The following is a 24411-nucleotide window of genomic DNA, read 5'->3' on the forward strand; positions in this document are numbered from 1 at the left end:
GGAAATGAAATACAGTATTTTAATTTTATGGGTACTGATGGTAAGTTGCCAAACTGCACCACAGACAAAAGAGCCTACAGAACAAGCAAAATTTACGTATGAACCAACAGAAGCAAAACAACTACTTGCTCAAAACTGTTATGTGTGTCATAGTGCTACTGCGCCAGAGGGAGCAGGACGAATAGCACCGCCTATGGTGGCTGTAAAAACGCGTTATTTAAGAGATAACAAGACTCGAGAAGCGTTTGTGAATAGCATTATTAATTTTGTGAACAAACCAACGGAAGACAATGCCATGATGAGAGGTGCTGTTAAAAAGTTTGGGGTAATGCCCGCACAGAAATATCCTGATTCTACACTTTTAACCATTGCTAGTTTTATGTATGATTATAAAATTGAAGAACCAGAATGGTTTAAAGCACATTATGAAGAAAAGGGCTTTGGAACCTTTAACCAACCTGGTAAGCAATTGACGGTTTCACAAAACGGTAGCAGTTATGAAGAAATTGGACTTTCATATGCAATGGGGACAAAAAAAGTTCTTGGTAAAAACTTAATGGGTACCATACAGCGCAAAGGTGTTTTAGCTGCTATGGAGTTTTGTAATGTACGTGCAATACCGCTAACAGATAGTATGGCTGCGCATTACAATGCATCCATTAAACGAGTGTCAGATAAAAATAGAAACCCAGATAATGCAGCAGATGCTGTTGAGTTAGTGTATTTGGAACAATATAAAGAAGCTATAACTAATGGAGAAGAGCCTAAACCTGTAGTGGTAGAAAATTCTGAAACGGCACATTTCTATTATCCTATTGTAACCAACTCTATGTGTTTACAATGTCATGGTACCAATAAAACTATGGCAGAAGGTGTACAAGCAAAACTACTAGAGTTATACCCCAGAGATAAAGCTACGGGCTATGCAGAAAATGAAGTACGTGGAATGTGGAGTATAACTTTTGAAAAATAAGTAATGGAATGAAAGATTTTTGGGATGAGCGTTACGGTGCAGAAGCTTTTGCTTATGGAGAAAAGCCTAATGAGTTTTTGAAAGAAAAACTGTCTATGATACCTCATGGAGGTACTGTGTTATTTCCAGCAGAGGGTGAAGGCAGAAATGCAGTGTATGCGGCAACCGAAGGATATAACGTAAGTGCTTTTGATATGAGTGCGCTTGGTAGAGAAAAAGCACTACAATTGGCGGATAAGGCTCAAGTAACTATAGCTTATAAAGTTGCCGATTTAGCATCTATTGCTTATGATGAGGAAACCTTTGATGGACTGGTGTTAGTATATAGTCACTTTCCTGCTGCGATTAGGGAGCAGGGTTTTAAAAAATTATGTTCGTATGTAAAACCTGGGGGTAAAGTAATTTTTGAATGCTTTTCTAAAGCACAGTTGCAATATACTTCAGGCGGACCAAAGCAATTGGATATGCTTTTTTCTTTAGAAGAAGTAAAAACAATATTTTCAATGCTAGAGTTTGATGTGTTAGAAGAAAAATTAATAACATTAGAAGAAGGACTTTACCATAACGGTAAAGGTTCTGTTATTAGATTTACGGCTACAAAAATAGCCTCATAGTTTTTTAATTTGTATAGTTAGTAGTGGTTTGAAAAAATCATGAAAGAGGAGCTACACTCAAGTAGCTCCTCTTGTTTTAAACCTGTTTTATAGTATCATAAAATTTATTGATGACTTCAGTGGTAGATATTTGCAATAACACAACGTTAAACATACTAATGTAAGTAACGTAATTACCTAACTTCATAAGAGTAAAAGTAAGAATCTTAACAGTGTTTCAATGTTACAATTGTTACAATTTTGGTATTTTTGGGGGCATGTAACAATTGTTGCTTAGAGTGCTCTATATAGGCACTACTTTAGCACAACTTCACTTAGAAAAAAAGAGTACTATGGAAGACATGCTTTTTTATGACCGGATTCAATTTGCCTTTACAATAACCTTTCACTACCTATTTCCTCAGTTAACCATGGGATTATCGTTAATGATTGTATGGTTCAAATGGAAATTCTTAAGATCTAAAGATGAAAAGTACAATGATGCTGCAAAATTCTGGATGAAGATTTTTGCCATCAATTTTGCTATGGGTGTTGTAACTGGTATACCAATGGAGTTTCAGTTTGGTACTAACTGGGCTAAGTTTTCAGAACTTACCGGAGGTATTATAGGGCAAACATTGGCTATGGAAGGTATGTTCTCTTTCTTTTTAGAGTCTTCATTTTTGGGTCTTTTTCTTTTTGGAGAAAAACTATTAGGACATAAGCTACATTTTGTAACCGGATTTTTGGTGTTTCTAGGCTCATGGGCTAGTGGGTTTTTAATTATAGCCACCCACTCTTGGATGCAGTACCCAGTGGGCTATGAAGTACTTGAAAACGGAAGGTTTGTACTCAATAATTTTGGAGCATTGTTTTCTAACCCTTGGTTGTGGCCTTCGTTTTTCCATAATCAAATGGCATCTGTAGTAACCAGTTCTTTTGTGGTTGCTGCTATTGGGGCTTTCTATCTGCTAAATAATAAGCACAGTGAATTTGGGAAAATGTTTGTAAGAACGGGTGTTATTTTTGGGGTAGTGTCTTCCATACTAGTAGCTTTCCCTACGGGTGACCTTACCGCAAAAAATGTGGTAAAACATCAACCGGTAACCTTTGCTGCTATGGAGGGTATTTTTGAAACCGAAGACGGAGGTTCTGAAATTGTATTAATCGGTCAGCCTAATATTCAAGATAAGAAACTAGATAATAAAATAGCTGTACCTAACTTTTTAAGCTTTCTTACGTATCAGAAATGGGATGCGCAAATAAAGGGGCTTAATGAGTTTAAAGAAGAAGATTACCCAACCAATATTCCTGGCTTATACTATGGGTATCATATTATGGTTGGTTTAGGAACTATCTTTATTGGGTTAATGGTGGTAGCTGCATTTTTTATGTGGCGCAAAAAACTGTACAAAACACAATGGATATTATGGATTTTAATGTTTATGATTCCATTTCCGTATATAGCCAATACTATGGGTTGGTATACTGCTGAATTAGGTAGACAGCCTTGGTTGGTATATAATCTTTTAAGAACTACTGAAGGTGCATCGCCAACGGTATCATCTGGTAATACATTGTTTACCCTTTTAGGTTTTGTAGGCTTGTATTTGTTATTAGGAATGCTGTTTGTGATTTTGGTTGGTAAAATTATTAATAAGGGGCCGCACCCTGCAAAATAAGAAGACATGGAATTATTCTGGTATATAGTATTAATGTTTATGCTTGCCGTGTATGTAATATTAGACGGTTACGATTTTGGAGCAGGAATTATACATTTGTTTTTAGGTAAAAAAGAGGAAGATAAAAAAGCTATTACCAACGCTATTGGTCCGTTTTGGGATGCCAATGAAGTTTGGATTATAGCCTCTGGAGGGGTTTTGTTTTTTGCTTTCCCTACCTTATATGCCTCTTCGTTTAGTGGCTTCTATTTGCCTTTAATCATGATTTTGTGGTTGCTTATTTTTAGAGCTATTGGTTTAGAGCTAAGAGGTCAAATACACAACCGTATATGGGAACGTGTTTGGGATAAAGCTTTTGGTGTGGCAAGTTTATTATTAGCCTTGTTTTTTGGTATTGCTTTAGGTAATGTAGTAAGAGGTGTTAACTTAGGAATGGTAGAAAACGGAGTGTCGGCACATGAGCCGCATTATTTCTTTTTACCATTATGGAATCCCACTTTTAACCCAATGGCAGAACACCAAGGTATTATAGATTGGTTCACCATTCTGTTAGGTATTATTGCCGTGGTTATATTATCTATGCATGGGGCTAACTGGATTATTTTTAAAACCAATTCATCATTAAATGATCGTTTGAAGAAATTGGTATTCCGCTTAAACTTTGTATTGCTTGCGCTTATTGTTGTTTCAGTATCGGTATGGCATATAATAGACCCGTACCCATTTTGGAACTTTATAAGTGAACCTTGGTTGTTTGTATTCCCTTTAATTATGCTTATTGGTTTAGGGGGTATGTTTAAAGTAAGAAGCTTTAAAAAAGATATTTCAGGATTTTTATTTTCAAGTTTGTTTTTGCTAGGAGGTTTTGCTTCTACAGCAGCTTCTATTTTTCCGGAGTTGCTTCCATCTACCAATGAGGTAAACCCGTCTTTAACCATTTACAATGTAGCAGCCGATGAATACGGACTTAACGTTGGGGTGGTTTGGTTTGCAATTGCGGCTATTTTAGTAGGAGTCTATTTTGTAATACAACATAAAGTATTTAAAGGTAAAATGGATGATGTTGGGTATGGAGAGCATTAATGTTTAAACCTAGTATTGGCTTAAGGTAATCTATAAATTGTATAAGAGATGAAAAATCATCTGCTTACATACGGTTCTTTCTCTGAGTATGAAATAGACAAAATTGTAAATGAGTACTCAGAAGAACTAACTTTTAAAAAGCGTGATTATATTGTGACGGCTGGGGAGGTTTCCCATTATCAATATTTTATATTGGAAGGCTGTATGCGTGGCTTTATTATAGATTACCAAGGAAAAGAACATAACATAATTTTTGGCTTTGAAGATTTTTGGTTTGGTGATATGGAGAGTTTCGACTCTGGTAAAGCAGCTATCTATAATTTTCAGGCATTAGAACCTTTAAAATTGTTGGCTATTTCAAAAGAAAATTGGGATAAAATATCTACAGAAATCCCTTCTTTTATAGCTTATAAATGTAAGCTGTTTCAAAATGCTATGATGTTTCAGCAAATGCGTATTGCAGAACATCTTACACAATCTGCAGAGCAGCGTTATTACAATTTGCTGCAAAAATATCCGGATGTTATTTTTAGAATTTCCTTAAAAAACATTGCTAGCTATTTAGGTATCTCACCTGAGTTTGTAAGTATACTTCGCAAAAGAGCTGTGCAAAAGTAATTTCTTAAACTACTTCAAGAATTTAGTTTTTCGGTTTCTTCAATTTTGTTCTCAGATATAATGATTCAGTTAAAAGAATTAAAAATGAAGAAAAATTTAGATGTTGGATTATTAGTACTGAGAGTAGTAATATCCGTTTTAATGTTATTACACGGTTTAGGTAAATTAAACGGTGGATTAGAGTTTGTAAAAGGAATGCTTGTAGATAAAGGCATGCCAGGTTTTATAGCATACGGTGCCATTGTGGGCGAAATCTTAGCCCCTATTGCAATTTTAATAGGTTTTAGAACAAGAATAGCCGCATTAATTTACGCTATTAATTGTGTGGTGGCCATTCTTATGGTACACAGTGCTATGGTATTTAGTTTAAGCGAAACCGGTGGATGGGCTATTGAGCTTTTAGGTTTGTACTTATTTGGTGCAGTAACACTTTATTTTACTGGTGCTGGTGCAATAGCAGTATCAACAAAAAACAATTGGGATTAATTAACAATACAACCATCATAAAAAATGAAAAAGAGAATTATAAAATCAGTAGCACTAAAACTTATGACTGTAGGTTTATTAGGTGCGGCAGTTAGTTGTAGTACCCCTGCAGCAGATACTTCTAAATATGAAGATGAAATAGCTGCTTTAAAAGAACAATTGAAGGAAGTAGCTGAAAACAATGCTGTGGTAGCTACCAATTTAAAAACTTTTGATACCCTTGATTTTGAGGTGTACTCAAACCAAGAGTGGAAAAGATTACATGAAAGTCATGCAGAGGATATTTTAGTTCATTATCCTGACGGACATACCACTACGGGTATTGAAGATCATATTAAAGAGCTAGCTCCAATGTTTGTATTTGCTCCTGATACACGAATTGAAGAACACCCAGTAAAAGTTGGTGCTGGTAATTTAACAGCAGTAACAGGTGTTTTACAAGGTACATTTACAGCGCCAATGCCAATAGGTGGTGGTAAATTTATTCAGCCTACAGGAAAAGCGTTTAAAATACCTATGTGTACCGTTGGTTTATGGAACGATGAGGGAGTAATGTATGAAGAGTATCTATTCTGGGACAACCAAGCTTTTATGAAGCAAATAGGGTTGGCTGAGTAATTATATCTTCCAATTTTTAACGTAAGGTCATTCTGTTTTTCAGAATGACCTTTTTTGTTATGTAACAACAGTTACAATGCACGGTAACAGTGGTTACTGTTTAAGAGGTGCTAGGCAACTACTTTTGTTAAACAAATTAGAATAATAGCACATGAAATACATAGCAAGTTTATTTTTAGTTGGATTGTTGTTCACTAACGGATATGGACAAGATACCTTGTCTATATCCGGAACAATGGTTAAAGAAAAGCTGAGGTCTGAAAACCTGCAGTTGAAAATTTCAGAAAAGGCTTATGATGGTGCCAGAGCAGATTACCAGCAATCAAATGCATTGTTTTTGCCATCGGTATCGGTATCACATACGGCCATGTTTACCAACAACCCTTTAATGGCTTTTGGGTCTAAATTAAATCAGGAAATCTTAACACAAAACGATTTTAATCCGGCTTTACTTAACGATCCGGATGAGGTGCAAAACTACGCTACCAAAGTAGAGGTGTTACAACCGATAATTAATGTAGATGGTATTTACGAAAGAAAGGCGGCAAAAGCTAAAATGAATGCTTTTGAATTGCAGAGTGGTCGTACCCAAGAATACTTAGAGTTTGAAGCAGAGAAAGCTTATATGCAATTGCAATTGGCCTATAAAGCTGTAGCGGTATTAGAAAAGGCACAACAAACCGCCGAAGCTAATTTAAAATTGATTACAGACTATTACAATCAGGGATTGGTGAAACAAACTGACGTGTTGAGTGTAAAGGTGCGTGTAAACGAAGTTAAAAATCAGTTGCAGTATGCTAAAAGTAATGTGCAAAATGCATCTGATTATCTTTCATTCTTAATGGGAGAAGATACCGTAGTAGTGTACAAACCAGAAACGGAATTAGAAGGTGTAATAGAAGTAGAAGACCCTCAAAATACGGTACCAGAAAGTAGAAAAGATATTATGGCAATGGAAGCCTCTGCGAATGCTTATAAAAGCATGATGAAATCTGGTAACATGAGTTTATTACCACGTTTAAATGCTTTTGGTAGTTACGAGTTGTATGACGATGAGGTTTTTCAAATGGGAGCTAAGGGATACACTTTTGGGGCACAACTTTCCTGGGATTTATTTGATGGTTATAAAAGTATAGGAAAAGCTAAAAAAGCAAAATACGATTATGAAAAGGCTTCTTTAGAATTGGAACAATATAAAGCTAAGAGCGAACTAGAACTACACAAAACTACGCGTCAATTAAACGATGCCGAGAATAATGTACAGTTGGCTAAAGAAGCATTAGAACAAAGTAAAGAAGCTTACCGAATACTTCACAATAGATTTGAAGAAGGACTAGAAAAAACAACCGATTTATTAAACACAGAAACGCAAATGTATCAAAAAGAGCTTGCTTACTTACAGTCGGTTTTTCAATACAATACAACTAAATCATACGTACAATTTTTAACCCGATAAGAAGATGAAACAAATAATAACTTTTATAGCAATTTTAGCAGTAGCTCAATTCACAGTGAGTTGTGGAGGAGAAGAAAAGAAACCTACCGCTAAAGAGATTGCCCCTATAAATGTAACGGTAAGTGAAACAACTTCGCAGAATGAGAGTCCATACCTAATGGCTAGTGGTACCATAGAAGCTGAGCAAAGTGCTGAGCTAAGTACTAGAATGATGGGGTATGTAACCAATGTAAAGGTAAAAGTAGGAGATAAGGTAAATAAAGGGCAATTGTTAGTTGCTATAAATAGTAGTGATTTAACTGCTAAAAAGGCACAAGCAGAAGCAGGGGTGTTACAAGCACAGGCGGCTTATAACAATGCCGCTAAAGACTATGAACGTTTTAAAACCTTGTTTGCTCAAAATAGTGCTTCTCAAAAGGAGTTAGATGATATGACTTCTCGCTACCAAATGGCAAAAGCTGGGTTAGAAGCTGCTGAGCAAATGAAGAAGGAAGTAATGGCTCAATTTACATATACAAATATTACCGCTCCTTTTACAGGGGTAGTAACTAACAAGTATGTAAAGGTGGGCGATATGGCAAATCCAGGTATGCCATTGGTAAGTGTAGAATCGCCTTCTAAATTACAGGTAGCTGCTATGGTGCCAGAATCTCAAATAGATGAGGTGAAAACAGGTATGGAGGTTTCTGTTTTTGTAAAGTCTGTTGAGGCTACTGTAACCGGTGTAGTATCTGAAGTAAGTATGTCGGCTAAAAACACTGGCGGACAGTATATGGTGAAGGTAGATTTAAAAGAAGTGCCAGAGACTATATTTTCAGGGATGTATGTAAATGTAAAGTTTCCGATAGCGTCTAAAGAGAAAGCAAATACAACGGTATTTATTCCTAAAGAAGCCATAGTAACTAACGGACAATTATCAGGGGTGTATACGGTAAGTAGTCAGCAAACAGCAGTACTAAGATGGTTGCGTTTGGGCGAAACCTTTGGAGATAAAGTAGAAGTGCTTTCAGGTCTTTCTGTAGATGAAGCGTATATAATTAAAGCAGAAGGAAAATTATACAACGGAGCTAAAGTTAGCATTCAATAATCACAATCATTCGATTTAAATTAAAGAAACATGAAAGAAGGATTAGCAGGTAAAATAGCCAAAGGCTTTATGAATTCTAAGCTTACGGTACTTCTGATGATTGTATTTATGGTTATTGGAGTGTATAGTTCGTTTTTAATTCCGAGGGAAGAAGAACCTCAGATAGATGTTCCTATGGCTGATATTTTTGTGGGATACCCGGGCGCAAGTCCAACTGAAGTGGAATCTCGCGTTATTAAGCCCTTAGAGAAATTAATCTCTAATATTCCAGGGGTAGAGTATGTGTATTCTACATCAATGAAAGAACAAGGGATGGTTATTGTTCAGTTTTACGTAGGAGAAGATATTGAACGCTCTTTTGTGAAAATGTACAATGAGATTAATAAACACATGGATCAAATGCCACAAGGGGTAACCATGCCATTGGTTAAAACCAGAGCTATTGATGATGTGCCTATGTTAGGATTAACGTTATGGAGTGAAACCTATGACGATTACAGATTAAAGCAACTAGCTCAAGAACTTGATGCTGAAATTAAAAAGGTAAATGATGTAGCTGTAACGCATGTAATTGGGGGTAGAAATCGTCAGGTAAGAGTGGTGTTGGATAAAGCGAAGTTAGCTGAAAGTCAATTAGATTTTCTAGTGGTTGCTGAAATGATTAAGGCTAATAACCAACAAATGAGTGCTGGGAGTTTTACTAAAAATGATACTGAATTTTTAGTAAACACAGGTGATTTTTTACAGTCGGCTAATGAGGTAGGTAATTTGGTAGTAGGAGTTTATAAAAATGCTCCGGTATATTTAAAGCAAGTTGCTGATATAAAAGACGGACCAGAATTACCAAAAGAATATGTGAGTTTAGGTTTTGGTCAGGCTAGTGAAAAGGCAGGAACGTACAGATCTGAATATCCTGCGGTTACTATTTCAGTAGCTAAGAGAAAAGGAGCCGATGCCATGAAAATCTCTGATGTTATTATTGATAAAGTGGCTCATTTAGAGAAAACCTTAATACCAGATGATGTACATGTAGAAATTACTAGAAATTACGGAGAAACAGCTTCTCAAAAGGTATCAGAACTTTTAATGCACTTAATAGGTGCTATTGTAGCAGTAACATTTGTAGTAATGTTAGCCATGGGATGGCGTGGTGGTTTGGTAGTATTTTTATCGGTGCCCATAACGTTTGCACTTACTTTGTTAAGTTACTACATGTTAGACTATACGCTTAACCGTATTACCTTATTTGCTTTGGTGTTTGTAACGGGTATTGTAGTAGATGATTCTATTATTATTGCCGAGAATATGCACAGACACTTTAAGATGAAGCGATTGCCATTTAAACAAGCAGCCTTGTATGCTATTAATGAGGTAGGAAACCCAACCATATTAGCAACCTTTACCGTAATAGCATCGGTATTGCCAATGGCGTTTGTTTCTGGGTTAATGGGGCCTTATATGTCGCCTATGCCTATTGGAGCTTCTATAGCTATGTTATTATCGTTGTTTGTAGCGTTAACCATTACACCTTATTTAGGATATATATTTCTACGAGAAAAAGAAAAAAGAGGTAAGAACGGGGAAATTAAAGAAGAGAAGAAAATGGAGGATACGCTTATCTATAAGTGGTATTCAAAATTTGAAACTCCGCTTATTGAAAGTAAAGCGAAACGCTGGATTTTCTTAGGTATTACATTTGTTCTTTTAGTAGCTTCTATAGGGATGTTCTTTACAAAATCGGTAGCTGTAAAAATGTTGCCTTTTGATAATAAGAATGAGTTTCAGGTAGTAATAGATATGCCAGAGGGAGCTACTTTAGAAAGAACCAATTTAGTAACTAAGGAAATAGCACAATACATTGCTACTAGAAGTGAGGTAGTTAATTACCAAAGTTATGTGGGTACAGCTTCGCCAATTACGTTTAATGGCTTGGTACGTCACTATGATATGCGTACCGGAAGCAGCGTAGCCGATATACAAGTAAACCTTACCGATAAACATGATAGAAGTGCTCAGAGTCATGATATAGCTAAAGACTTTAGACCTGAGATACAAAAAATTGCAGCGAAGTATAATGCAAATGTGAAGATAGTGGAAGTACCACCAGGACCACCTGTGTTATCTACTATAGTGGCAGAGGTGTATGGTCCTGATTACGACAAGCAGATTGAAGTTGCAGCTGCGGTTGATAGTATTTTACATGCAACCAAAGATGTAGTAGATATTGATTGGCGAGTAGAAGACCCACAAACCGAATATAACTTTGTGGTAGATAAGGAGAAAGCTATGTTGTACGGGGTGGCACCACAACAAATTGTGTACACCATGAATATGGCATTGTCTGAAAGACCTGTAACCGTATTGTACGATGAAACTTCTGTAGACCAAATTGGGGTGGTATTGTCGTTAGAAGAAAAAGCCAAAGCAAGTGTAGCAGATATCGTAAGGCTCAAAGTTAAATCTAAGCAAGGAACTATGATTCCTATTTCAGATTTGGTAACCGTAGAAGAAGGTGTGAGAGCAAAAAGTATCTATAGAAAAAACCAAAAACGTGTGGTATATGTAATGGCTGATATGGCGGGAGAATTAGAAAGCCCTGTGTATGCTATTTTGGGGATGTCTGATAAACTTCAGCAGATAAAATTGCCAGAAGGTTATGAAATGAATGAGTTGTATATGGAGCAACCAGCGTTTGAAGATGACTACACGGTAAAATGGGATGGAGAATGGCAAATTACACTTGAAGTATTCCGCGATTTAGGAATGGCATTTGCCGGGGTAATTGTAATTATCTATATGCTTATTGTGGGGTGGTTTCAAAATTTTAAAGCGCCTGTTGTAATGATGGTAGCTATACCGCTTTCTATGGTAGGTATTGTAATAGGACACTGGTTGTTAGATGCGTTCTTTACAGCAACTTCATTTATTGGTATGATAGCCTTAGCAGGTATTATGGTGAGGAACTCGGTATTGCTTATTGATTTTGTGAATTTAAGATTGGCGGAAGGTATACCGTTAAAGCAAGCTGTAATAGAAGCAGGTGCGGTAAGAACAACACCTATTTTATTAACAGCAGGAACGGTAGTAATTGGAGCTTTTGTGATATTGTTTGATCCTATTTTTCAAGGATTAGCCATATCTCTTATGGGAGGTACCATAGCATCTACGGTGTTAACCTTATTGGTGGTGCCATTGGTATATTATTTAATTGAACGCAAAAATTATAAGTAATATGAAATTATTGATTATTACTGCAATAGCAGAATATGAGACCGATATAAAACTCATTTTAAAAAAATCGGGAGTAAAGGTATTCTCTTGTCAGGGAGTTACTGGGTATAAAGATGTTACCAATACAGATATTGAAGGGAACTGGTTTGCTGGTGAAATGGTAGCTACCAACTCTATATTATGCTATGCTTTTGTAGGCGCAGATAGTGTAGATGAGGTAATAACCAATATAGCAGCATTTAATGATGAACAAGATTTCTTAAGTAAAATACATGTAGCTGAGGTAGCTATAGAACGAACAAATACGATATTATAATGAAAAACAGAATTGTAAGAGGCATAGCCGGAAGTTTTATATTAATTAGTTTAGTGTTGGCTATCTATGTAAATATTAATTGGTTGTGGTTTACAGCCTTTGTGGGCGCCAATTTATTACAATCATCATTAACCAAGTGGTGCTTAATGGATGATATATTGACCAAAGTTTTTAAAATTAAAGACTAAAATTTTTATACGGGTTTACATTTAGAATTTCCATAGCTAAATTTATACGCTTACTTTTGCGCCTTAAATTTGTAGCTATGGATTTTCTTTTTAACCCTTGGCCATGGTATGTATCGGGTTTTTTAATAGCCTGTACATTGTTGGTGTTGTTATTATTAGGTAAGCGTTTTGGGATGTCTTCTAACCTAAGAACGCTATGTACTATATGTGGAGCAGGAAAAAAAACGTCGTTTTTCAACTTTAATTGGAAAGAAGAAAGTTGGAACCTAGTGGTAGTATTAGGTGCCATAATAGGTGGTTTTGTTGGTGCACATTATTTATCTGATGGTAGTATCCCAGATATTAGTGAAGCAACCAAGGCTTCTTTAGAGCAACTGCACATATCACAAGAAAATGGGTACTTACCGTTAGAATTGTTTGATATACAATCGTTATCAGATTTTAAAGTAATCTGTATACTTTTAGTGGGAGGCTTATTAATAGGGTTTGGTACTCGTTATGCGGGTGGGTGTACTTCTGGGCATGCCATTTCTGGTTTAAGTAATTTACAGTTGCCTTCTCTTATTGCTGTAATAGGCTTTTTTATAGGTGGACTTATCATGGTTCACATCATCTATCCATTTATATTTTAGTAGTCATGAAAAAAATAATCTTATTAATAGTAGGTGTAGTATTTGGTATCATCATGTACAAATCGGAGGCTGCCTCATGGTTTAGAATTTATGAAATGTTTAGGTTTGAATCTTTTCACATGTATGGTATTATGGGTACGGCTTTGTTTTTTGGTATTATTTTTACCCAAGCAATCAAAAAGTTTAAGATAAAATCTATAGACGGAGAACCTATACGTATAGCTAATAAGGAGAAATCTTTTTACCGATACATTATTGGAGGAACCATCTTTGGTTTAGGATGGGCTTTAGTAGGGGCGTGTCCTGGTCCTATATTTGTAATGATAGGTGCTGGTTTTATACCAATGCTTATTGTGTTTGCAGGAGCCATGTTAGGAACCTATTTGTATGGAGTGTTAAAGGATAAATTACCCCATTAATTAAAATAGTGTAGCACGGTAATCCCAAACTACTTTTATAAAAATGCCTAGGTAAATGATGCATACCACTAGCTTCATAAAGGTAGAAGCTAAAAAGCCCATAAACGACCCGAAGGCTGCTTTTGCTGCTTTGTTGGCGGTGTTTTTATTTAAGAGTTCACCTATAAATGCACCTAGGAAGGGACCAATAATTACCCCGAACGGAATGGGCGCAATAAGTCCTACTATAAGTCCAATGGTGGTGCCATAAATTCCCCATTTACTACCTCCAAATTTTTTGGTTCCGTAGGCTGGTATGGTGTAATCTAAAATACTTATTACAATAGCCACTACCAATGTAATTACAAGTACATACCAATTGGTACTGATGGTTTTGGTAAGGTATAGCAATAATATGCCAACCCAACTTAATGGTGGTCCGGGTAGTACAGGTAATATACTACCTACAATTCCTAAAATGATACAACCAAGCCCTATTAGTAATAGTACAATATCCACTGTTTTTTTTGTTTTTTAAGATTAATGACTATTTTATTTTGTAGTTTAGATTAGTTTAATTGTTAGGTTTACATGATTACTATAGTAAGAAAGCATATTTATATTCTATTTGTATTGTTATCTGTACATATGTTACAGGCGCAGATAGATTCGTTAATTCAGCAGGACTCAATTAATGAAGCTATCATGAATACATTTAATGAGAAAATCTCTAAGATAGAAACGCAGAGATTGGCAGATTCATTAAAAAAAGTAGCGCTAGAAGATGAAATAGCCAAGTTAAAAACTACCGATAACTTAAAGAAAGAAGAGCTTTTAAAAAAGCTAGAGGAAATAAATAGCAAAGAAGCAGCACGCCTTACCCAAAAGAAGCAAGAGATTGAAAAGTTGAGAGCTTCCGCTAAGTCGTATCCGGTATTGGGTCCTTTTAAAGATACATTGTTTTACATTTATGCACGTCAGGGTAGCTTTATGCCATATGATAGGGCAAAGGCCATTACAAAGCGCATAAATGATGTGGCTGGTGTTTTAAAGTTTGATGAATCTACCATAGAAATAGAGGTAGATGATTATGTGAGTTTAAAGGCAGGAGATGATATTATATTAAGTGTATCTGATGAAGATGCTATTTGGAACAATACCTCTAAAGAAATTTTAGGGCAGCAATATAAGGAGGTTATAGATAAAGCCGTTATAAGTTATAAAGACCAAACTAGCTTTACCAATTTAGCCAAGGAAATAGGGTTAGCGCTACTTGTTATTGTGGTGGTGGTACTTATTGTAAAGTATGCTTCGCGCATGTTTAGATGGCTTTCGGTAAAAATTCAAAAATGGGAAGGTGACAAGCTAAACGGATTTAAGATAAAGAGTTACACACTATTAGATTCTCATTTTCAGGTACAGGCACTACTTATTGTAAATAATCTTGTAAAGTGGGCATTTATATTATTGCTCATGTATATAGCATTGCCTGTGCTGTTTGGTATTTTCCCTTGGACACAAAATTTTGCGGAGACCATGTTTGGTTATATTCTGCGTCCTGTAAAAAGTATCTTTTTAGGACTGTGGGATTACCTGCCAAACTTAATTACTGTAGTCGTAATTATTGTGGTGTTTAGGTATGTGGTAAAGGCTTTACGATTTTTTAAAACTGAAATAGAAGAGGGTAAACTTGAAATTACCGGTTTTTACCCAGATTGGGCTAGTCCAACATTTCAAATTATACGCATATTGCTTTATGCCTTCATGTTTATTTTGGTATATCAGTACTTACCCTTAAGTGATTCTGATGCATTTAAAGGCGTATCTGTATTTTTAGGGTTCTTGTTTACGTTTGCTTCGGCAGGATCATTATCTAACATTATAGCGGGTATTGTATTAACCTATATGCGTAGTTTTAAAATAGGAGATAGGGTTAAAATTGGTGAAATTACGGGTGATATTATTGAAAAATCTTTATTAGTAACTAGAGTGCGATCTACTAAAAATGAGATTATTTCTATTCCTAACGCTACCGTAATGAATAGTCATACCGTTAATTATAGTAGTGATGCCCCAGAGAAAGGATTAATTATACATACCACCGTAACAATAGGGTATGATGTGCCTTGGAAATTAATGCACGAAACTCTTATTGAGGCAGCTAAAAGAACGGACTTAATTCTTAAAGATCCTACACCGTTTGTACTGCAAACCAGTTTAGAAGATTTTTATGTAGCCTACCAGATTAATGCGTATATAAGAGAAGCTAACAAGCAAGCTGCTATATACTCTAATTTACACCAGAACATACAAGACGTTTGTAATGAGAATGGTATAGAAATACTATCACCACACTATAGAGCTGCCAGAGATGGTAATAAAACCACCATACCAGAAGATTATTTGCCAGAGGATTATAAAACTCCGGGCTTTAATGTAAATATGAATAAAGAGAAAGAATAGTGTTATTGAACAAGTTCATTTACTTTTTCATACACTAAGTGAGATTCCCATCCTCTATATAAGAGATAATCGGCTAGTTTCTTTTTTCGTTTTAGCAGGTTGGTTTCTTTTATTTGGTTATTACGCTTTTCTGCAAGTTCATGAAAGCTTTGTAAGTATTCAAATTCAGTTATTTCTTTGAGGGCACTTTTTATTAAGAAAGGCGAAATATCACGTAGTTTTAGTTCCATAGTGATACGTTTTCTTCCCCATTTTTTATATTTAAACTTACCTCTTACAAAGCTTTTGGCAAAGCGTTCTTCATTTAAAAACTTATCGGCTATAAGCGCATTTATAATATGTTCTATAGCTTCCGGAATCATAGACATACCTTTCAGTTTTTCTGTTACTTCCTTGTGGCACCTATCTTGGTAGGCACAATAGCGTTGCATTTTGGTTAATGCTTCAGTAACGGTATATGACTTTTTGGTATTCATGAAATGCATAATTACAAAACTTATTAGTTTTATAGCTATTGCAACATAAAAAAACTCCCGTTATTAATAACGGGAGTCTATACTATGAACTATTTTTCTGGAGCTGGTGGCGCCGGTGGCGCTTTTGGTGCTGGCGGAGCAGGCGGTGGAGGTGGAATTACTTTACGAAGTTCGTCGTCGGTTAATTCTTCTCGTAATTTATAGGCCACACTACCGTCTTTATTAGTGATTTTAAAATATGGGTGAGACGGCATTTTAGGAAATGGAACCTGAGAGCGGTCTGTAGGAGACATATCACTAAACATCTTTCTTAGGTCATCAAATAGCTCGTCTAGTTTACGCTGTTCCTTTACCTTTTTTTCAATGTATTTCGGTTGCTCAGTTCTTAATGCCTCGTATTTCTTATACTTCTTTTTAAATAGTTTGATAAGGTCTTGTGGACTATTCACTCCTTCAGATGTGTATTTTTCAAATCTGGTTTTATTATTTTTAGATTTTATTTTTATAAATACGCCTTCAGCTAAGGGTTGTATTCCTTTTTTTATCAATTTATTATATGCTGCTAAAGATGAGATGCTAACATCATAATCGTACTTGCCATAGTCCTTAGCATTTTCCTTTAGCTTGCTAGTATAGTAATACCCTAGCTCTGATGGTTTGTAGTTGGTAAGTGTTTCATTGCTAATTCTTTTTCCATCTAACCAAACGGCATATTTACTAGTGTCTGTCCATTCGTTTAATTGTTGTTGTGTGGGTGGGTTTTTGGTTGGTAATGTGCCAGGCCCATTTAAAGAAGCTTTTTCTTCGTCAGTTAACTCACTAAATGTTTTGGTAAAAGTGTCCCCATTACCTGTATCAAATACAAATCGTACATTTTTAAAGTACGCTGCCTTTGTCAGCGTTTTTTGGGTTTTGCCAGAATCGATAACTACAAGATGCTGTGGTGTTTTTGAATCTGATTCTTTAAGAATCTCTTTCTTTTCGCTAAAGCTGTATACCAATAGGCATACCAGCGGTACTAAAGCCACGGTTTTTAACCAAGTGACTCTTCTAGGTGTTTTTGTCTTCATAATTAAAATTCGTTTTTTGATTGATGAAAAATTAATAGCATTCGCTAATTGATTACTATGCGTTTTTGATGAATGATTGATTAGTAGTTCAAGATACTTTTTAGGGTCTGCCCCTTGATTAATAACTTCTTGATCGGCAAGGAACTCATGGTTCATTTTAATTTCGTACTTCAAAAAGTAAATCAGCGGATGAAACCAAAATACTATTTGTAGCATTTCTAAAAGTAAGATGTCTAAACTATGTTTTTGACGTGCATGCGTTTCCTCATGCAACAAGACTTCTTTTGATATTTCTTGTGTGTTAAACTGCTCTTTGTTTAAAAAAATATAGTTTAAAAAAGTATGTGGTGTAATGTGTTTTAAAAGTAATACCAGGGTAAATTCTCCTGATTTTACTTTTTGGTTTTTAATTACAGTTTTAATAAGTGAACTTATGTTACTGATAAACCGAATAGCAAATACAGTAACGCCTATAAGGTATAAACTCCATAAAATTAGGGCTGTATAGTCAGTTTCTGAACTATTTTGAATACCCTGATTAGAAGTAATGTTTTCTAATGGATAGTAAACTGTTTCAGTAGGATTAGCTACTTGCTCTATATAGGTATGAAAGGTGATCAAGGGTATTATAAAAGCCAACGCTATAGCTGCTAGTAAATAGAATCTTTTAAAGAGATGTATACTTTCCTTTTCTAAAAACAGTTTGTACACTGTAAGTAGTATAAGTAAACAGCCGCTGAATTTTAAAAGATAGAATAACATATGCTTATTTTTTTTGAATTTCGTTGTCTATTAATGACTTTAATTCTTCTAGTTCTTCCTTACTTAAATTGGTTTCTTTTGTAAAGAAAGAAGCAAACTGGCTAGCACTGTTGTTAAAAAAGTTTTTTATCAATACGTTCATATGATTGGCAAAATAATCTTTCTTCTTAATCAGTGGATAATACTCTCTAGACTTACCATATACTCGATAATCTATCACTCCTTTGTCTTTCATTCGCTTTAGTAAAGTAGCCAATGTGGTAGGGGCAGGTTTAGGCTCAGGATAGGCTTCTAGAAGATCTTTCATAAAAGCTTTTTCCATTTCCCATAAGTGGTTCATTAATTCTTCTTCTGAATTAGATAATTGCATTTTGTTCTACAAAATTAGAGTTTGTTCTACAAATATAGAGTAAAATTTTAATTCTACAAATGTAGAAGGTGTAATTAACAAAAAATCCGATTCTGTTTAGAACCGGATTTTAAAACTTTATTATTTATACAATTCTGTAAAGTACTTATAGAAATGTGGTATAGTTTCTATGCCTTTTAGGTAATTCCAGATACCGAAATGCTCATTAGGTGAGTGAATAGCATCAGAATCTAAACCGAATCCCATTAAAATAGTTTTGCTTTCTAATTCTTTTTCAAAAAGCGCTACAATAGGAATACTACCACCACTACGTTGTGGGATAGGAGTTTTACCAAAAGTAGCTTCATATGCTTTAGAAGCTGCTTGGTATCCTATGCTGTCTATTGGAGTTACATATGCTTGTCCGCCGTGGTGTGGTGTAACTTTTACAGTAACACAATCAGGGGCAATACTTTCAAAGTGCTTTTTGAATAATGTAGTAATTTCTTGCCAGTCTTGGTCTGGTACCAAACGCATAGAAATTTTAGCAAATGCTTTACTTGGTATTACCGTTTTAGCGCCTTCACCTATATAGCCACCCCAAATACCATTTACATCTAGCGTAGGTCTTATAGAGTTACGTTCGTTAGTAGTATATCCTTTTTCACCATGAACGTCTTTAATATTTAGAGCGCTTTTATAATTGTCTAAAGAAAAAGGAGCCTCTGCCATTGCAGCTCTTTCTTCAGTAGACAGTTCTTCAACTTTATCGTAAAAGCCAGGAATGGTAATATGGTTGTTCTCATCGTGTAACGAGGCAATCATTTTATTTAAAATATTAATAGGATTGGCAACAGCACCACCATACAAACCACTGTGTAAATCTCTGTTTGGTCCGGTAACTTCAACTTCTACATAACTTAAACCTCTTAACCCTGTAGTAATAGAAGGTGTTTCTTTACTAATCATTCCGGTGTCAGAAATCAAAATAACGTCGTTTTTAAGTTTGTCATGGTTTCTTTCAATAAACCAACCTAAGTTAGCGCTTCCAACTTCTTCTTCACCTTCAATCATAAATTTTACGTTGCAAGGAAGGTTGTTGTTTTTAATCATGTATTCAACAGCCTTAACGTGCATATACATTTGCCCTTTATCGTCACAAGCACCTCTGGCAAAAATGGCACCTTCTGGGTGTAGTTCTGTTTTTTTTATAATAGGCTCAAATGGGTCAGAGTTCCATAACTCAATAGGGTCTGCCGGTTGTACATCGTAATGCCCATAAACTAAAACCGTAGGTAACTCAGGGTCTATAATTTTTTCGGCATATACAACAGGATAACCTGGAGTTTCACATATTTCGGTAACATCACAGCCTGCCTCTTTTAATTTTTCTTCTACCTTTTTTGCGGTGTTCCAAACATCTTGAGAGTATGCAGAGTCTGCGCTTACAGACGGAATTCTCAGTAAATCAATTAGTTCATCTATGAATCTTGACTTGTGTTCCCTTATATAGGAAGCTATATTTTCCATGAAGTTTATTTTGTTATTTATTTCAAAGTTACAAAAAACTGAACTTTTTTTAATAACATGTTTGTATATTCAAAAAATCAGTTATATTTGCACCCACAATTACCAAAGCAAAGCACGCGGGTGTGGTGAAATTGGTAGACACGCCAGACTTAGGATCTGGTGCCGCAAGGTGTGAAGGTTCGAGTCCTTTCACCCGCACTTAACAAAACCCTAATTAGTTTATTGCTAATTAGGGTTTTTTGTTTTCTTCTATTAATGTGCCTAGAAAATTTTCTGTTTTGTACATGGTGCTTTTTAATTTGATTATGTTATTCTAGTTGGGTTTTAAAGTCATTTAGAGAGTTTTTATTGCTAAAACAGGAACAGCTCCATACCCTAAAGTGTGAAGCTGTGTGATTAATTTATTTTCTAAAACTTGTTTTGACCGTGTGGTTATTTTATGTTCTTGTTGTGTTTGAATATAAAATCAAGAGTTATTCTTTCCATGGAGTTTTTAGGCTATATGAAAATCCGAATCCGAACCATTGTTTGCCGTGGTAATCCCAATTACTAGATTTACTTCCAACTCCTATATCCCACCCGGTATAGATTCCTAATTGAAAATTGTATATGTTTAACATGATTCCTGCTCCCGGTGTTACAGTCCCGATTGATTGAGTGCTATCATTGGTTATAGGTATTTTACCAGTAGTGGTGTTGTTTTTATCTAAGTTTTCTGTTCCAATGGTAAAAAACGGGCCTATATTGCATGAAATACTTGCTAACTTTTCAAAACCAGCGCCTCGTACGTATCTTGCTTTGTAAGTACCTAGTTTATAGGTGGCAAATGCCCCTACATTTAAGTCTCCAACAAATTTTTGTCCCACTTTTGTGTTATTGCCTCTTTGTAGTGGTCTAAATTTTATTGGTATTGTCACAGCGCCAAATTCCCAAGCCCTCTCTCCAAAACTAATTACGTCTCTATTTTCTAATTTTAAAATGTAATCTGCATTTTTGTCATATTTATTAACTAAATAGTAGTCAGGTTTTGTATTGTTATCGGTTTCGTAAACTTCTATTATGATGTTGCAGTAATTAAAATAATCTGGTTCAATAATTTCTTCTTTTCCATTGTCATTTTTGAAAGTTATGTCTTTTGTGTCTACTCTCCATAAATTATATGTACTATCTATTTTAGTGATAACTGTTTTAACTTCTTTTTTGTAGGTCTCGTTGCATTGGAGTTTTTTATTTCTAATAATAATTTTAGTTTCCTTAGGAATAAAATTTTTGTCATTAAGCCAATAGTTGATATGGATTTTGGATTTGTCATTCTCATCAAGAAATAAGTTAGCTTTACCTTCAAAAGATTTTAGGTTTAATGAAATTTTTTTGTCAATTGAAATTTCCTCATTAGAACCAGCGATTTTGTGACTTGAAATGGTATAAGTCTTTTCGCCTTTCGAAGTGTCTTTATAGGTTGTAACTGATTTTATGGAGTCTCCTTTGGTTATTTGTTCTGGGCAAGATTTGACTGTGACAACTTTCGTAAGGTTATAGCCTTCATTGATTTTTACGTAATCTAGACTTTTGTATTTCTGCCCATATCCAGTAAAGCCTATCAGGCAAATGATTAAAAAAGTGTATAAAATTCTCATAATTAAAAAAGTTAAGGTTAGTAGTTGCTAATTTAATAGTTGATTATGAGTGCCTGCTTATGTAAAAACACTTAATTTTAATAGGGGAATCCCTAGAGGTGGTTTGTTTAGGTTATAGTATGTTCTGCTGTTAATTATACAGGCAAATTATAATCTTCATTTACCTGAATTTTTGCATTTCCGATGACGTTAGCTATGGTAGTTTATTGGAATTATTGTCTGTAGATGTAACAATCTTAAAGAATGTGAGGTGGTAATTTGCTGGTATTCTTTGTGGTATGTATATGTGCTGCGGTAGCCTTAGGGTGGTTAATGCCTAAGGTTTTACAGATAAAATGTAATAGCGTTTACCTTTTAATAAGGGTTAACTGTTTTGTGTATTTGCCCTATTGTATTCTTAAAACCCGTAAATAATAGGTATTACAAATGTAGATACTATCCAGAATAATAAATTTAAAAGTGTACCTACTTTTAAGAAGTCTTTAAACCTGTATTGTCCGGCACTATATACCATAGTGTTGGTTTGGTAGCCAATGGGTGTCATGAAACTTGCTGATGCGGCAAATGTAATAGCCATTAAAAATGGAGTGTAGCTTAAGCCTAATGTTTGTGCTGTAGCTATGGCAATTGGTGCTAATAATGCCGCTGCTGCGTTATTAGACATAATTTCGGTTAATACAGATGTGGTAAGGTAAAGACCTGAAATTACGGCTATAGGTCCCCAGCTACCCAGTTTGTTTACTAATAGGTCTGCAATGGTGTTATCTAGCCCTGTGTTTTGCATGGCGGTACCTAAGCTTAAAGCTCCTGCTAAGAGAAAAACTACTTTCCAGTTAATAGATTCGTAGGCCTCTTTCATAGATATAATTTTTAGTAGTACCATACAGATAACCCCACCAATGGCGCCTACCATAATATCTAGTATGTTAAAGGTGGCTAGTGCTATAATGGTAAGCACAATACCCATAACGGCGTAAAACTTCTTTTTATGAAAGTCAATCATGGCATCTTCAGAAAGCACTACAAAAGGGGCGTCTTGCTCGTTCTCTTGTCTTTTCAGTTCTTTAATAAAGTGATTCTTAACTTCTATCAGCATAACATCTCCTGCCTTTAATTGTATTTTATAAAGGTCGTCATGTCTAACTTCTTCTCTATGTTTTATAGCTAGTGGTACGGCACGGTATCTTCTTCTAAAGTCAATTTCTTTAAGTGTTTTACCTTCAAACTCAGAATTAGAGGTAATTACTACCTCTACTAAAGAAGAGTGTTTGCCGGTTAAGTCGTCATCTCCAATTTTAATATTTGGGTCTAAAACTTTAGCACGGTCTTTTAGGCTTTTTATTTTTGCCATATCGCAACGAACCTTTAAGGTATCGTCTTGCTGTAAAACAAAATCTCCGGCAGGTAGTGTAAATTTATTGCCGTTTCTTCTAACTTCAATAATATCCATTTCAAGTTCTTTTACGAGGGTAGAAGACATAATGGGTTTATTAATAGCTTCAGAATTTTCGGTTAGTTCAATTTCGGTAATGTAGTCCCTAATACCAAACTTGTCTTGTAGGTTGGCGCTGTCTTTTCTATTGGGTAGAATTTTGGTGCCAATAAAAACCATGTATAGTGTACCTACAACAACAAAAACCAACCCCATAGGGGCCATTTGAAACATAGATATAGATTCTAATCCTTGTTTTTCGGCTATACCGCTTACTAATATGTTGGTAGAGGTTCCTATTAAGGTGCAAGTACCGCCTAAAATAGAAGCGAATGATAAGGGAATAAGCATTTTAGATGGGCTTTGCCCGGATGAATGTGCAATTTGTATAATAACGGGTATAAATACAGCTACTACAGGGGTGTTGTTTATAAAGGCAGAAATAATACTTATAAGTACCATCATTAAAACAATACCTAGTTTAAAGTTGTATCTAAAAATTCCTGAGAGTTTATGAGCTACGTACTGCATAGCGCCTGTTTTTAGTATGGCGGCACTAAGCACAAACATAAAGGTTACGGTAATAGTAGCCTTATTGCTAAACCCGTCTGCGCCTTGTTGAGGAGTTATTACACCTGTTATAATTAACGAGGTCATAATAATTAACGCTACTAGATCAATAGACACTAACTCTGTGATAAAAAGTATTAAAGCAATTATAATAACACCTATGGTTATAATAGCAGGAATGGTCATAAACTAAAAATTATCGTAAATATTAGGTTAAGTCTATAAAATCGAGAATAAGAAAAATCTAAACTCAAATGTATGGAATAGTTTGTTTTCTGAGAAATTTATTTCTTTTTATGGTGGTGTAAAAATAGAAGTAAGGTGCTTGGTTAGGGTTATTAGTCAGGTGTGTTATGTTTTATTTGTGAATGGTGATAAAAATCGACAACGTGTTAGTTAATTTAGATGAAGTGTAAAGCGGGTTTTTATTTTAGGTTGCTTAACTTAAAATTAACTAATTGAATATGTATAAATTAATAAATCATAGATAAAAATGTTAGATTTGTAAAAAAGTATACGAAAATTATTGAGGCTCGAATTTTTACTTTTTAAGTAATTATTAGTTGGAAATACAATTTTTTTATCGGTATATTTGGAAGAAAGATTTGAAAGATTGATTTACTGCGGTACTTAAAGAGGTTATGTCTGACAATGATTTTGTTAGGTTTTAAGTTCTTCTTGTCTTGGTGTTTTTAGAAAGTTAATTTCTTCTCTTGTGTGTGATTGTCTATGTTGTTTTTTGATTTGGAGGTGGAGTTCTG

At 35.0% G+C, this 24411-nt stretch carries 22 protein-coding genes and 1 tRNA gene; 16 read left to right on the forward strand and 7 right to left on the reverse strand.

The window, feature by feature from the left end; translation table 11 throughout:
- Nucleotides 1–4 precede the first annotated feature (4 nt).
- The 14 genes from Y10_RS04965 to Y10_RS05030 all read left to right on the forward strand — a co-directional run bounded on the left by Y10_RS04965 (nt 5) and on the right by Y10_RS05030 (nt 13382).
- Nucleotides 5–973, forward strand: coding sequence for a c-type heme family protein (locus Y10_RS04965; protein WP_281764258.1), 969 nt, complete (start codon nt 5–7; stop codon nt 971–973).
- An 8-nt stretch (nt 974–981) separates the two neighbouring features.
- Nucleotides 982–1587, forward strand: coding sequence for a class I SAM-dependent methyltransferase (locus Y10_RS04970; protein WP_281764259.1), 606 nt, complete (start codon nt 982–984; stop codon nt 1585–1587).
- Nucleotides 1588–1919: 332 nt separating this feature from the next.
- A complete protein-coding gene (locus Y10_RS04975; RefSeq protein WP_281764260.1) occupies nt 1920–3248 on the forward strand; it encodes a cytochrome ubiquinol oxidase subunit I in 1329 nt (442 codons plus the stop codon).
- 6 nt (nt 3249–3254) lie between these two features.
- Complete coding sequence (gene cydB, locus Y10_RS04980; protein ID WP_281764261.1) at nt 3255–4331, forward strand: cytochrome d ubiquinol oxidase subunit II; 1077 nt, start codon at nt 3255–3257, stop codon at nt 4329–4331.
- A 48-nt stretch (nt 4332–4379) separates the two neighbouring features.
- Nucleotides 4380–4949: a Crp/Fnr family transcriptional regulator gene (locus Y10_RS04985; RefSeq protein WP_281764262.1), complete on the forward strand. Its 570-nt coding sequence runs from the start codon at nt 4380–4382 to the stop codon at nt 4947–4949.
- A gap of 84 nt (nt 4950–5033) precedes the next feature.
- Nucleotides 5034–5435: a DoxX family protein gene (locus Y10_RS04990; protein ID WP_281764263.1), complete on the forward strand. Its 402-nt coding sequence runs from the start codon at nt 5034–5036 to the stop codon at nt 5433–5435.
- A gap of 24 nt (nt 5436–5459) precedes the next feature.
- Entirely contained in the window at nt 5460–6053 is a 594-nt protein-coding gene (locus tag Y10_RS04995; protein ID WP_281764264.1) for an ester cyclase, read from the forward strand.
- 151 nt (nt 6054–6204) lie between these two features.
- The gene (locus tag Y10_RS05000; protein ID WP_281764265.1) at nt 6205–7509 is read left to right on the forward strand and encodes a TolC family protein; all 1305 of its coding nucleotides are present in this window, start codon (nt 6205–6207) and stop codon (nt 7507–7509) included.
- A gap of 4 nt (nt 7510–7513) precedes the next feature.
- Complete coding sequence (locus tag Y10_RS05005) at nt 7514–8596, forward strand: efflux RND transporter periplasmic adaptor subunit (RefSeq protein WP_281764266.1); 1083 nt, start codon at nt 7514–7516, stop codon at nt 8594–8596.
- A 30-nt stretch (nt 8597–8626) separates the two neighbouring features.
- Nucleotides 8627–11827 (forward strand): efflux RND transporter permease subunit, encoded by a 3201-nt coding sequence (locus Y10_RS05010; protein ID WP_281764267.1) that lies wholly within the window; start codon nt 8627–8629, stop codon nt 11825–11827.
- A 1-nt stretch (nt 11828) separates the two neighbouring features.
- Nucleotides 11829–12143, forward strand: a complete 315-nt coding sequence (locus Y10_RS05015) for a hypothetical protein (RefSeq protein ID WP_281764268.1) — start codon at nt 11829–11831, stop codon at nt 12141–12143.
- A complete protein-coding gene (locus Y10_RS05020; protein WP_281764269.1) occupies nt 12143–12331 on the forward strand; it encodes a YgaP family membrane protein in 189 nt (62 codons plus the stop codon). The genes Y10_RS05015 and Y10_RS05020 overlap by 1 nt, the downstream gene beginning before the upstream one ends.
- A 77-nt stretch (nt 12332–12408) precedes the next feature.
- Nucleotides 12409–12963: a YeeE/YedE family protein gene (locus Y10_RS05025; RefSeq protein ID WP_281764270.1), complete on the forward strand. Its 555-nt coding sequence runs from the start codon at nt 12409–12411 to the stop codon at nt 12961–12963.
- A 5-nt stretch (nt 12964–12968) separates the two neighbouring features.
- Nucleotides 12969–13382, forward strand: coding sequence for a DUF6691 family protein (locus Y10_RS05030; protein WP_281764271.1), 414 nt, complete (start codon nt 12969–12971; stop codon nt 13380–13382).
- Here the strand turns inward: Y10_RS05030 and Y10_RS05035 are convergent, their stop codons facing one another.
- A complete protein-coding gene (locus Y10_RS05035; RefSeq protein ID WP_281764272.1) occupies nt 13383–13880 on the reverse strand; it encodes a DUF456 domain-containing protein in 498 nt (165 codons plus the stop codon). It lies immediately after the preceding gene.
- Nucleotides 13881–13952: 72 nt separating this feature from the next.
- Here Y10_RS05035 and Y10_RS05040 point away from each other — a divergent pair, with 72 nt between their 5' ends.
- On the forward strand, nt 13953–15824 hold the full coding sequence (locus Y10_RS05040) for a mechanosensitive ion channel family protein (protein ID WP_281764273.1): 1872 nt from the start codon (nt 13953–13955) through the stop codon (nt 15822–15824).
- 2 nt (nt 15825–15826) lie between these two features.
- On the opposite strand, the gene Y10_RS05045 is transcribed toward Y10_RS05040, so the two are convergent.
- The 4 genes from Y10_RS05045 to Y10_RS05060 all read right to left on the reverse strand — a co-directional run bounded on the left by Y10_RS05045 (nt 15827) and on the right by Y10_RS05060 (nt 20011).
- A complete protein-coding gene (locus Y10_RS05045; RefSeq protein WP_281764274.1) occupies nt 15827–16300 on the reverse strand; it encodes a regulatory protein RecX in 474 nt (157 codons plus the stop codon).
- An 89-nt stretch (nt 16301–16389) separates the two neighbouring features.
- The gene (locus Y10_RS05050) at nt 16390–18132 is read right to left on the reverse strand and encodes a M56 family metallopeptidase (RefSeq protein WP_281764275.1); all 1743 of its coding nucleotides are present in this window, start codon (nt 18130–18132) and stop codon (nt 16390–16392) included.
- Between the two features lie 4 nt (nt 18133–18136).
- Complete coding sequence (locus tag Y10_RS05055; protein WP_281764276.1) at nt 18137–18502, reverse strand: BlaI/MecI/CopY family transcriptional regulator; 366 nt, start codon at nt 18500–18502, stop codon at nt 18137–18139.
- A gap of 120 nt (nt 18503–18622) precedes the next feature.
- Entirely contained in the window at nt 18623–20011 is a 1389-nt protein-coding gene (locus Y10_RS05060; protein WP_281764277.1) for a dipeptidase, read from the reverse strand.
- 116 nt (nt 20012–20127) lie between these two features.
- On the opposite strand from Y10_RS05060, the gene Y10_RS05065 reads away from it, so the two are divergent.
- Nucleotides 20128–20209 (forward strand) — tRNA-Leu (locus Y10_RS05065).
- Between the two features lie 275 nt (nt 20210–20484).
- On the opposite strand, the gene Y10_RS05070 is transcribed toward Y10_RS05065, so the two are convergent.
- Together Y10_RS05070 and Y10_RS05075 are read right to left on the reverse strand one after the other, a co-directional pair.
- Nucleotides 20485–21648 carry a hypothetical protein gene (locus tag Y10_RS05070; RefSeq protein ID WP_281764278.1) on the reverse strand — a complete coding sequence of 388 codons (1164 nt, stop codon included), beginning with the start codon at nt 21646–21648 and terminating at the stop codon, nt 20485–20487.
- 397 nt (nt 21649–22045) lie between these two features.
- Nucleotides 22046–23836, reverse strand: a complete 1791-nt coding sequence (locus Y10_RS05075) for an SLC13 family permease (RefSeq protein ID WP_281764279.1) — start codon at nt 23834–23836, stop codon at nt 22046–22048.
- Nucleotides 23837–24411: the final 575 nt, after the last annotated feature.

It is taken from the genome of Neptunitalea lumnitzerae (genome assembly GCF_027924185.1).
GTDB lineage: Bacteria > Bacteroidota > Bacteroidia > Flavobacteriales > Flavobacteriaceae > Neptunitalea > Neptunitalea lumnitzerae.